The sequence below is a fragment of the Kitasatospora sp. NPDC127035 genome (assembly GCF_042726075.1).
Classification (GTDB): Bacteria; Actinomycetota; Actinomycetes; order Streptomycetales; family Streptomycetaceae; genus Kitasatospora.
This window is the reverse complement of record NZ_JBHXDN010000038.1, coordinates 1-13,695: the sequence shown is the minus strand read 5'-3', so window position 1 is coordinate 13,695 and position 13,695 is coordinate 1. Positions and strand designations below refer to the sequence as shown.

The following is a 13,695-nucleotide window of genomic DNA, read 5'->3' as shown; positions in this document are numbered from 1 at the left end:
CCCCGCCGGGGAGCCGGGTCGGCGCCCTGCGCGCAGGCCGTCAGATCGAGGAGTGAAAGCCCGCCTGCGAGAGCGCGCCCGGCCGGTCGTGGGCCAGGCCGACCCGGCGCACCAGATCGACGAGGAAGTCGTCGGTGTGGTCGGCGAGCTGACCGAGCGTGGGGCGCCCGGGGGCGCCTTCGGAGGCCGGGGTCGGAGCAGCGGGGGTTTCGTTCGTCATGTGGCTCACCCTCTCCGTGGAGTCGGCGGCGATGCCGTCCGCCCCACGGTACCCGCCGATTCCGGCCCTCGGGCGGACAAACGCCGGGCCCGCCGGATCGCGGCGGAGCACGCCCCGGCGCACGCCCCACCGGGGTCCGCAGGACCTCGACGCCCGCACCCCGCCAGGACCGCCGGCCCCTCCGCCGCCCGCTGCCCCTACCGCCCACCCTGCGGACGTCCGGGCATTCGTACGGCCCGCCAGGCTTCACGGGCAGAGCCGCTCCACCCGCCAGCCGGTCGGCGCGGCCGGGTCGGCCAGGTAGCGCAGCCGGTCGTGCAGCCGGTTCTCCCGGCCCTGCCAGAACTCGACGATCTCCGGCACCACCCGGTAGCCGCCCCAGAACGGCGGCACCGGCACCCCCTCGCCCTCCGGGTAGCGCCGCTCCAGCTCCGCGTACCGCTGCTCCAGCACCTCGCGGGAGGCGACCGGGCTGGACTGCTCACTGGCCCAGGCGCCGAGCTGCGAGCCGTGCGGGCGCGTCCGGAAGTAGGCGGCGGTCTCGTCCCGGCCGACCTTCTCCACCCGGCCCTGGACGATCACCTGGCGGGCCAGCGCGATCCACGGGAAGAGCAGCGCCGCGTGCGGATTGGCGGCCAGCTCGGTGCCCTTGCGCGAGCCGTAGTTGGTGAAGAAGACGAAGCCGCGGGCGTCGAAGCCCTTGAGCAGGACCGTCCGCGAGCCGGGCCGCCCCTCGGCGTCGGCGGTGGAGAGCACCATGGCGTTGGGCTCCACCACCCCGGCCTCGTCCGCGTCGTGGAACCACCGGGTGAACTGGGCGACCGGCTCCGCGGCGAGCCGCTCCTCGACCAGTCCCTCGTGCGCGTAGTGCTTGCGCATCACGGTGAGGTCCGGTCCGGGGCGGGCCTCGTCGGCCAGGATCCGGGTGACGGGGGTCAGGGGCGTCGACTGGGCGCGGTCCGGGGTCTGCACGTCAACATCATCCCGTACGACAAGCAACCGGCACCGCTACCTCCGGACAAACCCCGGTGGGAGATAAGGTGACTCGCCACCGTTCGGCCGCCCGTCGTACGGTGATTTGTCCGGAATCTGGGCCGCGGTTCCGGAGATTCGCCGGACACGACCGGTCTTCGGGCGAAAAGTCAAGCGGGCCCCCGGAAAACATCAGCACGGTGGTGTATGGCGTAATGCACCCCGTGCCTGTCACCCTGGCACCGAGTGCCAACCACCATTCGGTCACAGGCGTGCCTCCCCACCACGGCGGCCCGCCGATCGCAGAACTGAAGGAGCCGTGCATGTCCGACTTCGTACCCGGGCTCGAAGGTGTCGTCGCTTTCGAGAGCGAGATCGCCGAACCCGACCGTGAAGGCGGCGCCCTGCGGTACCGAGGCGTCGACATCGACGACCTGGTCGGCCACGTCTCCTTCGGCCATGTCTGGGGCCTGCTGGTCGACGGCAAGTTCAACCCCGGCCTGCCGGCCGCCGAACCCTTCCCGATCCCCGTCCACTCCGGCGACATCCGGGTGGACGTGCAGTCCGCCCTCGCCATGCTCGCCCCGGTCTGGGGCCTCAAGCCGCTGCTGGACATCGACGCCGAGCAGGCCCGCGACGACCTCGCGCGCGCCGCCGTCATGGCCCTCTCCTACGTGGCCCAGTCCGCCCGCGGCCAGGGTCTGCCGATGGTCCCGCAGAGCGAGATCGACAAGGCCGAGACGGTCGTCGAGCGGTTCATGATCCGCTGGCGGGGCGAGCCCGACCCGAAGCACGTCAAGGCCATCGACGCCTACTGGACGTCCGCCGCCGAGCACGGCATGAACGCCTCCACCTTCACCGCCCGCGTCATCGCCTCCACCGGCGCCGACGTCGCGGCCGCCCTCTCCGGCGCGGTCGGCGCGATGTCCGGCCCGCTGCACGGCGGCGCGCCGTCCCGGGTGCTCGGCATGATCGAGGAGATCGAGCGCACCGGCGACGCCACCACCTGGGTCAAGAACGCGCTGGACAAGGGCGAGCGCCTGATGGGCTTCGGCCACCGCGTCTACCGCGCCGAGGACCCGCGTGCCCGCGTGCTGCGCCGCACCGCCAAGGAGCTCGGCGCGCCGCGCTTCGAGGTCGCCGAGGCGCTGGAGAAGGCTGCGCTGGAGGAGCTGCACAACCGCCGTCCGGACCGTGTGCTGGCCACCAACGTCGAGTTCTGGGCCGCCATCATGCTGGACTTCGCCGAGGTCCCCGCACACATGTTCACCTCGATGTTCACCTGTGCCCGGACCGCCGGCTGGTCGGCGCACATCCTGGAGCAGAAGCGCACGGGCCGGCTCGTGCGCCCCGCCGCGCGCTACATCGGCCCCAACCCGCGCAGCCCCCACGACATCGAGGGCTACGAGGCCATCGCCCGCTGAGTCCGCCAGGCCGCCAGGCCACCAGGCCGCCGGGCCGCCGGGCCGCCGAGCCGGCTGATTCCGCCGCTCACGGCGCGGGGCACTCCGCGCCCCGCGTGCACCGCGCGCCCTGCACGCCCCCCGGCCACCCCGACCGCCCTGAACTGAGCCCCTGCGAAACAGCGGGTCCGGTACCGACCGGACCCGCTGTTTCCGCAGCTCGCGGCCGGGAAGATCGCATCTCAGCGGGCGGACTCCCGTCGATTCCCGGTCGACCCGGCCGGTAGGCTGCCGCCCGTGGCTCAGATCCAGATCCCCGCTGACATCAAGCCCGCAGACGGCCGTTTCGGCTGCGGCCCGTCCAAGGTGCGCCCCGAGGCCCTGAGTGCCCTCGCCGCCACCGAGACCTCCCTGCTCGGCACCTCGCACCGCCAGGCCCCGGTCAAGAACCTGGTCAAGCGCGTGCGCGAGGGCGTGAGCAGCCTCTTCTCCCTCCCCGAGGGGTACGAGGTGGTCCTCGGCAACGGCGGGTCCACCGCCTTCTGGGACATCGCGGCTTTCGGCCTGGTGCGGGAGAAGTCCCAGCACCTCGACTTCGGTGAGTTCTCCTCCAAGTTCGCCTCCTCGGTCAAGGCCGCGCCGTGGCTCGCCGAGCCGAGCGTGATCAAGACCGCCCCGGGCACCCACCCGCTGCCGGTCGCCGAGGCGGGCGTGGACGTCTACGCGCTCACCCACAACGAGACCTCGACCGGTGTCGCGATGCCCATCGCGCGTCCGGCCGGCGGCGACCAGGGCTCGCTGGTCCTGGTGGACGCCACCTCGGGTGCCGGCGGCCTGCCGGTGGACATCACCGAGACCGACGTCTACTACTTCGCCCCGCAGAAGTCCTTCGCCGCCGAGGGCGGCCTCTGGCTGGCGACCTTCTCCCCGGCCGCGCTGGAGCGCGCCGCCGAGATCGCCGGCTCCGGCCGCTACATCCCGCCGTTCTTCGACCTGCCGACGGCCATCGACAACTCGTCGAAGGACCAGACGTACAACACCCCGTCGATCGCCACCCTGTTCCTCCTGGCCGACCAGCTGGAGTGGCTCAACGGCAACGGCGGGCTCGACTGGGCCGTCGCCCGTACGGCTGATTCCTCGTCCCGCCTGTACGGCTGGGCCGAGAAGTCCTCGTTCGCCAGCCCGTTCGTGGCGAACCCGGACGAGCGTTCGCAGGTGGTCGGCACGATCGACTTCGACGACGCCGTGGATGCCGCCGCCGTCGCCAAGGCACTGCGTGCCAACGGCATCGTCGACACCGAGCCGTACCGCAAGCTGGGCCGCAACCAGCTGCGCGTCGCGATGTTCCCGGCCGTCGACCCGGCCGACGTCGAGGCGCTCACCGCCTGCATCGACTACGTGGTCGGACAGCTCTGATCCCGACCGGTCGGCACGACGGACGAAGGGCCACCGCCTCCGGGCGGTGGCCCTTCCCGTTCTCCGGGGACGTCTGCGGCCCCCTCGCCGGGGACGCTACTGGCCGACCAGTGAGCTGATCAGCACGACGACCAGCAGCAGCACCAGGGCTCCGGTCACGATACGCATACGAGTCTTGGGATCCACGGTCAACGAGCGTACCCCCGGCCCGCCGGCGGTCAGACGCCGAGGTTGGACCCCCCGCTCGCGTCCAGGTTCTGGCCGGTGACCCAGCGGGCGTCGTCGGAGGCGAGGAACGCGACGACGTCCGCCACGTCGGACGCCTCGCCGACCCGGTCGAAGGCCGAGTAGGCGGCGACCCGGGCGCGCGCCCGCGGGTCGTCCAGCCAGGGGTTGACGTCCGTGGCGACCACGCCCGGCAGCACCGCGTTGACGGTGATCCCGCGCGGTCCCAGCTCCTCGGCGAGGGTGAGCGTCAGGGTGTTCAGCGCTCCCTTGGTCATCGCGTAGGCGATCGCCGTCGGGAACGCCACCCGGGTGACGCCGGAGGAGACGTTGACGATCCGGCCGCCGTCGCGCAGCCGCTCCAGGCCGTGCCGGACGACGAAGAACGGCGCCCGCGCGTTGACCGCGAACACCTTGTCGAAGTCGGCCTCGGCCACCTCGTGGATCCGCCCGTACTGGCCGATCCCGGCGTTGTTGACCAGGATGTCCAGGCTGCCCGCCGCCCCCTGCCCGGCCGGCCCCCGGCCTTCTGCCCCTTCCCCCGCCGCCCTCTGCCCTGCCAGCCCCGCGTCGAAGGCGGCCCAGAGCGCTTCGGCGTCGCCGGGGACGCCCAGCTCGGCACCGACCGCGAAGGCCCGGCCGCCGGCGTGCTCGATCGTCTTGACGACCTCCTCGGCCGCCGCCGCGTTCCGTCCGTAGTGGACGGCGACCAGGGCGCCGTCCCGCCCCAGCCGCTCGGCGATCCCCCGCCCGATGCCCCGGCTGCCGCCCGTGACCAGCGCCGTCCTCCCCGCCAGCCTGCCCGTCGACGTCCCCATGGCTACGCCCTCCCATTTATGTAGCGGTCGCTAATGAAAGGAACCCTAGCACGCCTTCTGTAGTGGTCGATATAGAATCACCCCATGGCGACGACGAGCAGCGCGAAGAGCGGCACCACCACGACGGGAGCGGGCGCCGCACCGACCGCCGGCGCCCGGGCCGGCGCCGCGCAGCGCGGCCGGCCCCGCTCCTTCGACCGTGAGGCCGCCCTGGAGCAGGCGTTGCGACTGTTCTGGGAACGCGGCTACGAGGCGACCTCGGTTGCCGACCTCACCGCCGTCATGGGCATCCGCCCGCCGAGCCTCTACGCCGCCTTCGGCGACAAGCGCGCGCTCTTCGACGAGGTGGTCGCCCGCTACCGGGAGAGCCACGGCGCCTACTCCGCCCGCGCGCTCGCCGAGGAGCCCACCGCCCGGGCGGGGGTGGCCCGGATGCTGCGCGAGGCCGCCGCCGAGGCCACCGACCCCGACCACCCGTGGGGCTGCCTGCTGATCAGCTCGACGGTCAACTGCACCTCGCCGGAGGTGGTCGAGGCCGTCCGGGCGCTGCGCAACGCCAACGTCCGGGCCCTGGAGTCGCTGATCCGGGCCGACGTCGCGGCCGGGCACGAGCCCGCCGGGGCCGACCCGGCGGCGCTGGCCCAGTTCACCGCGACCGTGGTCCAGGGCATGTCGCAGCGCGCCCGCGACGGCGCGACCCGCGCCGAGCTGGAGCGGGTCGCCGCCGACGCGATGCGCGTGTGGCCCTGACCGGGCCCCCTCGGCCCCGGCCCGCCCGGTTCCGGCCTGCCCCGGTAGGCCCGGCCCGCCCGGTTCCGGCCTGCCCCGGCCTGCGGGAACCGGGCCCGCCGTCCGGCTCTCAGCTCCAGCGGGCCAGCGGCCAGGAGCGGACCGTCTCGTAGTGCGCGAACCCGCCGTCCTGCCCGCTCTTCATCAGGTGCAGCTCGGCGGCCTCCCACTCCGGCCCCCGGTACTCCCCGAGCGCCAGTGCCAGCCCGTCCAGCTCCGCCGCCGCCGCCCGCTGCACCGCCCGCCGGTGCCCGCGCGTCGAGCCGGCCCGGGCCAGGGTCAGATGCGGGTGGAAGCTGAACGCGTCCACCTCACCCACCACCCCGGCGGTGGCGTCGTTCACCGCTTCGGCCAGCCGGCGCAGCGCCCAGGTCCGGCCCTCCACCCCGGCCCAGAGCACCCGGTCCCCGAACCGGCCGGCGCCGGCCAGCCGCAGCGGGTGCGCCGCGTGCACCTCGGCCACCCCGGCCAGACCCGTTTCGAGCTCCGGCACCCGCTCGACCGGCACCTCACCGAGGAACGCCAGCGTCAGGTGCCAGCCCTCGACCCCCGTCCAGCGGAGCCGGTCGGCCCCGGGCAGCTCGCGCACCGGCGCCACCGCGTCGACCAGCCCCTGCAATGCCTCCACCGGCGGCAGCACCGCCACAAAGAGCCTCATGGGGCCATCTTCCCGCGCACGACGGTTTGGGCTAGAACGGTTTTCATGAAGATCCGCAACGGGGGTCCCGAGGACATCCCCGACATCCTCGCCCTGCTCGACGGCGCCGTCGCCTGGCTCGCCTCCCAGGGCCGGACGCGGCAGTGGGGCAGTCACTCGTTCAGCGGCACCCAGGCCAGGGTGGAGCACATCGCGAAGTACGGCGCCGAGCCGTACCTGATCCGGCTCGCGGTGGCCGACGACGGCCGGGCGGTCGGCTCCTGCGTCCTCTCCGAGGAGCGGCCCGACTACGCCACCCCGGTGGACGAGCCCGAGGTGTACATCCGCAACCTGGTGACCGACCGGTCCCGGAAGGGCTCGGGGATCGGCGCCGCGCTGATCGCCGACGCGATCGAGGAGACCCGCCGCCGGGGCATCGGCCTGCTCCGGGTGGACTGCTTCGCCGGGGGCGACCGCAAGCTGGTCGGCCAGTACCGGGCGCTCGGCTTCACCGAGACGGAGTCCTTCGAGGTCGAGCAGCCGGCCGGCCCCTGGCAGGGCCAGATCCTCGCGATCAGGGTCTGAGCCGCCGGCCCGGCCCAGTCCGCCGCCGGCCCGGCCCCCTCCGCGGGTCCGGGCCGGTGCGGCGTCAGCAGGCGGCGGCGAGCTCGGACTTGGCCGGCGCCGCGGTGCGTGGCACGAGGGCCACCACCCGGCCGCCGTGCCCCGGGTGCAGGGCGAAGCGGAGCCGCAGGTCGGCGCTGCGGGCCAGCACCAGGCCGACCACACCGGCCGCCAGGGCCGAGACCAGTCCACAGGCCAGCAGCCCGAGCCGGGGCCCGTACGAGGCGGTGACCCAGCCGACGATCGGCGCGCCGATCGGCGTGCCACCGGTGAACACCAGCACCAGCAGGCCCATCACCCGGCCGCGCATCGCGGGCTCGGTGGCCAGCTGGAGCGCGGCGTTGACCGAGGTGTTGAAGCTCAGCCCGAACACGCCGATCAGGGTGAGCAGCGCGGCGAAGGTCCAGTAGCCGGGCGCGAACGCGGCCACCACCTCCAGCAGGCCGAAGGCCAGCGCGGCGCCCACCAGCCGGCGCAGCCTGGGCGCGCCGCGCCGGGCCGCGATCAGCGCGCCGGTCAGCGAGCCGACCGCCATCGCGGTGTTCAGCAGGCCGTACTGCCCGGCGCCGACGTGGAAGGTGTCGGTCGCGAAGCCGGAGAGCAGCGTCGGGAAGTTGAATCCGAAGGTGCCGATGAACCCGGCCAGCACCATGGGCCAGAGCAGTTCCGGCCGCTCCTTCACGTACCGCAGGCCCTCGCGCAGCTGGCCCTTCTCACGGGCGATCGGCGCGGTCGGGCGCAGTTCGCCCGGCCGCATGGCGAGCAGCCCGCCGATCACGGCGGCGAAGGAGAGCGCGTTCACCGCGAACGCCCAGCCGCTGCCGACCGCGGCGATCAGCAGGCCCGCCACGGCGGGGCCGACCAGCCGGGCGGTCTGGAAGTTGGCGGCGTTCAGGCTGACCGCGTTGGCGAGGTCCTTCGGGCCGACCATCTCGGAGACGAAGGCCTGCCGGGTCGGGTTGTCCACCACGGTGACCAGGCCGAGCAGCAGCGCGAAGACGTACACGTAGTACGGGGTCACGACGCCGCCGACGGTCAGCACGGCGAGGCCGGCGGCGAGCAGGCCCATCGCCCCCTGGGTGAAGATCAGCAGCCGGCGCTTGGGCATCCGGTCCGCGAGCACCCCGCCGAACAGGCCGAGCAGCAGCATCGGCAGGAACTGCATGGCGGTGGTGATGCCGACGGCGAGCGGGCTGCCGGTGAGGCTGAGCACCAGCCAGTCCTGGGCGATCCGCTGCATCCAGGTACCGGTGTTGGACACCACCTGACCGGCGAAGTAGTAGCGGTAGTTGCGGACGCGCAGGGAGGAGAACATCCCCCCGGGCCGGGTGAAACGGGCACCGGCCGGTGCGTCGGCCTCCGCCGTGGGAGGCGTGGCCTCGGAGAGGGGCCGCGCGGGGCGCGCCGCGGGAGGGGTGGCGGCGGGCGCCGGGTGGGCGCGGCCGGGAGCGGCGGGGTCCTCCGCCGCGGTGCGTTCGTCGGGGTCGTCGTCGCCGTTGCCCGGCAGCCCCGTCGGGGCGGGTGCCTGGGCGTCGGCTGCCGCGGCGCCCGCTGCGGCGGGGTCGGCGGTCCGGTGGTCGTCGGTGCGGATGGCGGCGCTGGCTGCGGCCGGCGGTGTCACGGTGGTCTCCCCTCGCGGCGCGACGGCCCGTGGCATGGCCGTCGCGCTCCTGGTTTCGGTGGTCGGTCCTGCGGTGATGCGGTTCTCCTTCGTCCTCCGGCGGCTGACCGGAACGGCGGTGCCTAGAGGTGTGCGAGCTTGTAGAGCACGGGCGCGGCCTCGCGCAGGACGGCCCATTCCTCCTCGTCGAGCCCCTCGGCGAGCTCGGCGAGCCAGGCGTTCCGGCGGCTTCGGCTCTCCGCCAGGATCGTCTCGGCCTGTTCGGTACTGCTGACGACCACCTGACGGCGGTCCTCCGGGTGCGGCTCTCGCCGCACGAGGCCCTTCTCCTCCAGCATCGCGACGATCCTGGTCATCGAGGGCGGCTGTACGTGCTCCTTCCGGGCGAGCTCACCCGGTGTGGCCTTCCCGCACCGTGCGAGGGTGCCCAGCACTCCGATCTCGGTAGGGCTGAGCGACTCCTCGACCCGCTGGTGACGCAGGCGACGGGAGAGGCGCATGGCGGACGATCGCAGCTGACTGATGGCTACGAGGTCCTGCTCGGACATCTCGGGCATGTCCTTAGCCTACGTCATTACTCTCGCTAAAGAAAACCGGTTTCCCGCCCTCCTGCCGTCCACCACCCCGCCCGGGGCCGGCTCGCGGTCCGGCCCGCCGTGCCGTGGGCCGCGCCGAGCGCGATGCTGGAAGCACGGGTACCCACCCACCCCTCAGGAGAAGGGCCGACCAGACCATGTCCGACCTCGCCACCGAGCAGAACGACACCGGCTTCGCCCGGCTCGCCATGGTCACCATCGACTGCGCCGACCCGGTCGCGCTGGCCGCCTTCTACGGTGAGCTGCTCGGGTGGGAGACGCGGCACGCGGACGAGCGGTTCGCGATCCTGGACAACCCGGAGGGCGGCAGCCCGCTCGGCTTCGGGCGCGTCAACGGCTACCGGCCGGAGCCCTGGACCGAGCCGGACGGCGGCAAGCACTTCCACCTGGACTTCTACGTCGACGACCTGGAGGCGACCACCGCCCGCGCGCTGGCCCTCGGCGCGACCGAGCCCACGTACCAGCACGGCCGGACGCTCAAGGTCCTGATCGACCCGGCCGGCCACCCGTTCGGTCTAGCGCCCCTGGACTCCTGACCGCGCCGGCGACCCCCGCCGGACCGCCGCCCGCGCACGCCGACGGGGCCCGCCGCCGACGCGGCCGGGCCCCTCGCCCTTCTCCTGCCTCCCGCGCCTCCCGCGTCCGTCCGGCCGGCGGCCCCGTCAGCGCGGGAAGGCCCGGCGCGCACGCCAGGTGGTGTGCTCGCGCGACACCGCGTCCTCCGCCTCGGCCGCCAGCCGGGCCCAGCGCTGCTCGGCGTCCGGAGCCCGCACGTCGAGGTCGGAGAGCTGGTTGCCGACGTTCTCCAGCTCGCGCGCCGCCAGCTGGTACGCGGCCGCCAGCGGGCGGAGCTGCTTCAGCTGGGTCCAGGCGATGATCGACGCGGCCGCCGCCGAGCTCGCCCCGAAGACGTGCACCTGCAGTGCGCCGGTCGCCTGCGCGATCGCCGCGGCGGCGCCGATGATGATCAGCGTCGCGATGCCCAGCCCCCAGGTGACCGCCTGCGACTCGCAGGACTCGGCCCGCGAGCGGTACCACGTCCGCTGCCCCTCCACCCGGGTGCGCAGGTACAGCGTCCGCCGGGCCGTCAGCGACTCCGCCCGCACCCGGCGCATCTCCGGCGTGATCTCGGCCGCCGTCCCCGGCGGCACGATCTCCGGGTCCTCGAACGCCCGCAGCACGTCCTCCATCTGGAGCAGGTAGCCCCGGTCGACGTCGGCCGAATCCGCGTCACCCTCGAACGGCCCGGCCCGTACGGAGTACTTCCAGGCCAGCGTCTTCACCGACTCGGCCGCCGCCCGCGCCTCGTACCACCGCCCCTGCGGGTTGCTTCGGCGAAGCCGTGACCAGAAATAGCCCGCGATCAGGAACGCCACCACCGAGAAGAGCGGGACGAGGCTGCCCTCGTCCGGATCGTCCGGACCGGGCAGCGCCCCGACCGCGGCCGCGAGCACCAGCATCCCGATCAGGCCCCGGTACCAGCGCAGTGTCTGCTGCTGCCCCTCCAGGGACGCCCGGTCCGCCGTCCGGAACAGCTCCGGCAGCAACTGCGCCTCCACCCCCGCCGGCGGGTCTTCTCGCACCATCAGCCGATCCCCCTCCCCGCTCTCCGTCCAGCCAGTATTCCCTCCACCAACTGCCCTACACGGCCACCTTTTTGACACCCCGCGCCGAACGGTGATTGCCCGTCACCCATGATTACCGGTATAACCGGTTACATGCCACTGCACTGGAAGCTCGTCATCGACTGTGCCGACCCGCACCGCCAGGCCGCCTTCTGGGCCGCCGCCCTCGACTACACGGTCGAGGACCACAGCGCCCTGATCGACCGCCTGCTGGCCGCCGGAGCCGCCGGCCCCGACCTCGTCACCGAGGTCGGGGGCCGCCACGCCTGGCGCACCCTGGCCGCCGTCCGCCACCCCGAGGACCCGCACGACCCGGCCACCGACACCGGGCTCGGCCGCCGCCTCCTCTTCCAGCAGGTCCCCGAACCGAAGCAGGGCAAGAACCGCCTTCACCTCGACGTGCATCCGGAGCCCGGCACCCGCGACGACGCCGTCGAGCGCCTCCGGGCCCTCGGCGCCACCGTCCTCACCCGCGTCGACGAACCCGCCGGTTCGTGGGTCGTCATGCAGGACCCCGAGGGCAACGAGTTCTGCGTCCACTAGAGCCTGTCCGCCGGGCGAGCTCCGGTGCGGCCGCGGGGGCGATCCGCCCGCCCCGCAGGCTCTGCCGCGGGAGCGTCGGACCGGACGAGAGCCGCAGGCGCACCGCCGGTCGGCTGCGGCTCTCCGCGTTCCGTGCGGTTCACCGAGGGCCGACCGGCCGGCCCGCTCGACACCGGCCGAGCCCGCTCGACACCGGCCGGGCCGTGCGGCGCGAGCCGGGCCCTCAGGTCGTACCGCCCGCCCCCGGCTCGACCCGCGTGTGGAGGATCTCGCGGGCCTGCTCGGCGGCCCGGGTGATGCTCTCGCTGACGAAGTCGACGAAGCGGGCGATGTTCTCCAGGCGCGCCGCGGCCGGGGTGTCGGCGCCGAGGATGCCGACACCCTGCCGTGCGATCTCGACGAGTTGGGCGGTGGCGCGGGCGCTGGCGATCATCGTCTGGTACCAGACGTCGTCGTCGACGACGTAGCGCTCGCGCCGGCGTTCGTCGCGCTCCCGGCGGACGAGGCCCTGGCTGTCGAGGAACGTGACCGCCTTGGAGACGGACGCCGGGCTGACCTGGAGGCGCTGGGCGAGTTCGGACGCGGTGAGGCTGCCCGTGTCGGTGAGGGTGAGACAGGCCATCACCCGCGACATCATCTTGGGCATGCCCGAAGCCATCAGGACGGTGGTGAACGTCTCCTCGTACTCGCGCACCGCCTCGGCGTCGCGGCCGTGGGCCTGCGCGGGCTCCTGCGCGCCCCGGGGGGCGGTCGGCGTGCGCCGGTGGGCGCGGCGTTCGGTGGCGCGGTGGGCCAGGTCGGCCCGGTAGGCGGTGGGGCCGCCGTTGCGCATCACCTCGCGCGTAACGGTCGAGGTAGGGCGGTCGAGGCGCCTGGCGATCTCCGCGTAGGCGAGCCCGTCGGCCACCCCCGACGCGATCTGCTGGCGTTCCTGCTGGGTGAGCCTGCCTCCCGGCATCGCGGCCTCCTTCATGGTCGGTGATGCCCCAGCATAGCGTTCACATCCAAATCATTGCAACGCACCCGCTGGCGATCGTTGCATTTGATTCGAAGCCTTCGCAACGATCTCAAGCCTTCTACCTGCATCAATAGGATTTCTGCGCAACGAGCTTGTTGCCGATACTTGGAAAGCAACGTAGCTTTTCCATCGTCAGAAACGACAAGCCGAAGGACAGCATCATGCAGAAGTTCGACACCCCCGCCCCGGTCGCCACCGTCCTCGACATCCCCGCAGGACGCATCCGGCTCATCGCCGCCGACCGGGCCGACACCACGGTCGCGATCCTCCCCGCCGACCCCTCGAAGAGCCGCGACGTGAAGGCCGCCGAGCAGACCACCGTCGAGTACGCCGACGGCGCCCTGCGGATCCGGACCTCGGCCGACAACCGGCTCCTCGGCTCCTCCGGCCACGTCGAGGTGACCGTTCACCTGCCCGCCGGCTCTCGCGTCGACGCCAAGGCCGCCACCGCCGAACTCCGCAGCACCGGACGCCTCGGCGACGTCACCGTCGAGCTCTCCCACGGCTCGGTCGAACTCGACGAGACCGCCGGCGCCCACCTCACCCTCCTCGCCGGCGACATCTCGGTCACCCGCCTCGGCGGCCCCGCCGAGATCAGCACCCGCAAGGGCGACATCCGGATCACCGAGGCCGTCCAGGGCACCGTCACGCTGCGCACCGAGGCCGGCGGGATCGAGGTCGGCGCCGCCCGCGGAGTCTCCGCCGCCCTGGACGCCGGCACCGGCCACGGCCGGATCCACAACGCACTCCGGAACGCCGACGGCGCCGCCGACCTGACCGTCCACGCGACCACCGGCCACGGCGACATCACCGCCCGCAGCCTCTAAGGAGCATCGACATGACCGACCTGGCCATCGCGGCGAACGGGCTGCGCAAGTCCTACGGCGACAAGACCGTGCTCGACGGCATCGACCTGGCCGTCCCCGAAGGAACGGTCTTCGCCCTGCTGGGCCCGAACGGCGCCGGCAAGACCACCGTCGTCAAGATCCTCTCCACGCTCATCGGTGCCGACGGCGGGCAGGCCCGGATCGCGGGCCACGACCTGACGGCCGCCCCGCAGGCGGTACGCGCCGCCATCGGCGTCACCGGCCAGTTCTCCGCCGTCGACGGCCTCATCACCGGCGAGGAGAACATGCTCCTCATGGCCGACCTCCACCACCTCCCCAAGCAGGAGGGACGACGGATCGC

General features: G+C 73.4%; 16 protein-coding genes. 8 read left to right on the top strand and 8 right to left on the bottom strand.

What is annotated here, in order from left to right; genetic code table 11:
- Positions 1 to 40: 40 nt before the first annotated feature.
- The gene (locus tag ACFWIC_RS24615) at positions 41 to 220 is read right to left on the bottom strand and encodes a hypothetical protein (protein ID WP_380520026.1); all 180 of its coding nucleotides are present in this window, start codon (positions 218 to 220) and stop codon (positions 41 to 43) included.
- 246 nt (positions 221 to 466) lie between these two features.
- Entirely contained in the window at positions 467 to 1,099 is a 633-nt protein-coding gene (pdxH, locus tag ACFWIC_RS24610) for a pyridoxamine 5'-phosphate oxidase (protein WP_329883362.1), read from the bottom strand.
- Positions 1,100 to 1,515: 416 nt separating this feature from the next.
- On the opposite strand from pdxH, the gene ACFWIC_RS24605 reads away from it, so the two are divergent.
- The gene (locus ACFWIC_RS24605; protein WP_329883255.1) at positions 1,516 to 2,616 is read left to right on the top strand and encodes a citrate synthase 2; all 1,101 of its coding nucleotides are present in this window, start codon (positions 1,516 to 1,518) and stop codon (positions 2,614 to 2,616) included.
- Between the two features lie 276 nt (positions 2,617 to 2,892).
- A complete protein-coding gene (serC, locus tag ACFWIC_RS24600) occupies positions 2,893 to 4,011 on the top strand; it encodes a phosphoserine transaminase (RefSeq protein ID WP_329883254.1) in 1,119 nt (372 codons plus the stop codon).
- Between the two features lie 218 nt (positions 4,012 to 4,229).
- On the opposite strand, the gene ACFWIC_RS24595 is transcribed toward serC, so the two are convergent.
- On the bottom strand, positions 4,230 to 5,054 hold the full coding sequence (locus tag ACFWIC_RS24595; RefSeq protein ID WP_329952940.1) for an SDR family oxidoreductase: 825 nt from the start codon (positions 5,052 to 5,054) through the stop codon (positions 4,230 to 4,232).
- Positions 5,055 to 5,138: 84 nt separating this feature from the next.
- Between ACFWIC_RS24595 and ACFWIC_RS24590 the strand changes: the two genes are divergently transcribed.
- On the top strand, positions 5,139 to 5,804 hold the full coding sequence (locus tag ACFWIC_RS24590; RefSeq protein ID WP_329952939.1) for a TetR/AcrR family transcriptional regulator: 666 nt from the start codon (positions 5,139 to 5,141) through the stop codon (positions 5,802 to 5,804).
- 109 nt (positions 5,805 to 5,913) lie between these two features.
- Here ACFWIC_RS24590 and thpR read toward each other — a convergent pair whose 3' ends face one another.
- Complete coding sequence (thpR, locus tag ACFWIC_RS24585; protein WP_380520025.1) at positions 5,914 to 6,501, bottom strand: RNA 2',3'-cyclic phosphodiesterase; 588 nt, start codon at positions 6,499 to 6,501, stop codon at positions 5,914 to 5,916.
- A 45-nt stretch (positions 6,502 to 6,546) separates the two neighbouring features.
- Between thpR and ACFWIC_RS24580 the strand changes: the two genes are divergently transcribed.
- The gene (locus tag ACFWIC_RS24580) at positions 6,547 to 7,065 is read left to right on the top strand and encodes a GNAT family N-acetyltransferase (protein ID WP_329952937.1); all 519 of its coding nucleotides are present in this window, start codon (positions 6,547 to 6,549) and stop codon (positions 7,063 to 7,065) included.
- A 64-nt stretch (positions 7,066 to 7,129) separates the two neighbouring features.
- Here ACFWIC_RS24580 and ACFWIC_RS24575 read toward each other — a convergent pair whose 3' ends face one another.
- Both ACFWIC_RS24575 and ACFWIC_RS24570 read right to left on the bottom strand, forming a co-directional pair.
- Positions 7,130 to 8,761 carry an MFS transporter gene (locus ACFWIC_RS24575; protein WP_380520024.1) on the bottom strand — a complete coding sequence of 544 codons (1,632 nt, stop codon included), beginning with the start codon at positions 8,759 to 8,761 and terminating at the stop codon, positions 7,130 to 7,132.
- Positions 8,762 to 8,847: 86 nt separating this feature from the next.
- Complete coding sequence (locus ACFWIC_RS24570) at positions 8,848 to 9,282, bottom strand: MarR family transcriptional regulator (protein ID WP_329883249.1); 435 nt, start codon at positions 9,280 to 9,282, stop codon at positions 8,848 to 8,850.
- 176 nt (positions 9,283 to 9,458) lie between these two features.
- Here ACFWIC_RS24570 and ACFWIC_RS24565 point away from each other — a divergent pair, with 176 nt between their 5' ends.
- Positions 9,459 to 9,857, top strand: a complete 399-nt coding sequence (locus tag ACFWIC_RS24565; protein ID WP_329952936.1) for a VOC family protein — start codon at positions 9,459 to 9,461, stop codon at positions 9,855 to 9,857.
- 126 nt (positions 9,858 to 9,983) lie between these two features.
- Here ACFWIC_RS24565 and ACFWIC_RS24560 read toward each other — a convergent pair whose 3' ends face one another.
- A complete protein-coding gene (locus tag ACFWIC_RS24560; protein WP_329883247.1) occupies positions 9,984 to 10,907 on the bottom strand; it encodes a DUF4231 domain-containing protein in 924 nt (307 codons plus the stop codon).
- 132 nt (positions 10,908 to 11,039) lie between these two features.
- On the opposite strand from ACFWIC_RS24560, the gene ACFWIC_RS24555 reads away from it, so the two are divergent.
- A complete protein-coding gene (locus ACFWIC_RS24555) occupies positions 11,040 to 11,489 on the top strand; it encodes a VOC family protein (protein WP_329952935.1) in 450 nt (149 codons plus the stop codon).
- 223 nt (positions 11,490 to 11,712) lie between these two features.
- On the opposite strand, the gene ACFWIC_RS24550 is transcribed toward ACFWIC_RS24555, so the two are convergent.
- Positions 11,713 to 12,447, bottom strand: a complete 735-nt coding sequence (locus tag ACFWIC_RS24550; protein WP_329952934.1) for a helix-turn-helix domain-containing protein — start codon at positions 12,445 to 12,447, stop codon at positions 11,713 to 11,715.
- 221 nt (positions 12,448 to 12,668) lie between these two features.
- Between ACFWIC_RS24550 and ACFWIC_RS24545 the strand changes: the two genes are divergently transcribed.
- Both ACFWIC_RS24545 and ACFWIC_RS24540 read left to right on the top strand, forming a co-directional pair.
- Positions 12,669 to 13,334 (top strand): DUF4097 family beta strand repeat-containing protein, encoded by a 666-nt coding sequence (locus ACFWIC_RS24545; RefSeq protein ID WP_380520023.1) that lies wholly within the window; start codon positions 12,669 to 12,671, stop codon positions 13,332 to 13,334.
- Between the two features lie 11 nt (positions 13,335 to 13,345).
- Positions 13,346 to 13,695: ATP-binding cassette domain-containing protein (locus tag ACFWIC_RS24540; protein WP_380520022.1), on the top strand; the 350-nt coding region annotated here is incomplete at its 3' end.

Coding starts and splice junctions, on each gene's coding strand:
- ACFWIC_RS24615 (WP_380520026.1), bottom strand. CDS start 220: ATGACGAACGAAACCCCCGCTGCTCCGACCCCGGCCTCCGAAGGCGCC.
- pdxH (WP_329883362.1), bottom strand. CDS start 1,099: ATGCGCAAGCACTACGCGCACGAGGGACTGGTCGAGGAGCGGCTCGCC.
- ACFWIC_RS24605 (WP_329883255.1), top strand. CDS start 1,516: ATGTCCGACTTCGTACCCGGGCTCGAAGGTGTCGTCGCTTTCGAGAGC.
- ACFWIC_RS24595 (WP_329952940.1), bottom strand. CDS start 5,054: ATGGGGACGTCGACGGGCAGGCTGGCGGGGAGGACGGCGCTGGTCACG.
- ACFWIC_RS24590 (WP_329952939.1), top strand. CDS start 5,139: ATGGCGACGACGAGCAGCGCGAAGAGCGGCACCACCACGACGGGAGCG.
- thpR (WP_380520025.1), bottom strand. CDS start 6,501: ATGAGGCTCTTTGTGGCGGTGCTGCCGCCGGTGGAGGCATTGCAGGGG.
- ACFWIC_RS24580 (WP_329952937.1), top strand. CDS start 6,547: ATGAAGATCCGCAACGGGGGTCCCGAGGACATCCCCGACATCCTCGCC.
- ACFWIC_RS24575 (WP_380520024.1), bottom strand. CDS start 8,761: ATGCCACGGGCCGTCGCGCCGCGAGGGGAGACCACCGTGACACCGCCG.
- ACFWIC_RS24570 (WP_329883249.1), bottom strand. CDS start 9,282: ATGCCCGAGATGTCCGAGCAGGACCTCGTAGCCATCAGTCAGCTGCGA.
- ACFWIC_RS24565 (WP_329952936.1), top strand. CDS start 9,459: ATGTCCGACCTCGCCACCGAGCAGAACGACACCGGCTTCGCCCGGCTC.
- ACFWIC_RS24560 (WP_329883247.1), bottom strand. CDS start 10,907: ATGGTGCGAGAAGACCCGCCGGCGGGGGTGGAGGCGCAGTTGCTGCCG.
- ACFWIC_RS24555 (WP_329952935.1), top strand. CDS start 11,040: ATGCCACTGCACTGGAAGCTCGTCATCGACTGTGCCGACCCGCACCGC.
- ACFWIC_RS24550 (WP_329952934.1), bottom strand. CDS start 12,447: ATGCCGGGAGGCAGGCTCACCCAGCAGGAACGCCAGCAGATCGCGTCG.
- ACFWIC_RS24545 (WP_380520023.1), top strand. CDS start 12,669: ATGCAGAAGTTCGACACCCCCGCCCCGGTCGCCACCGTCCTCGACATC.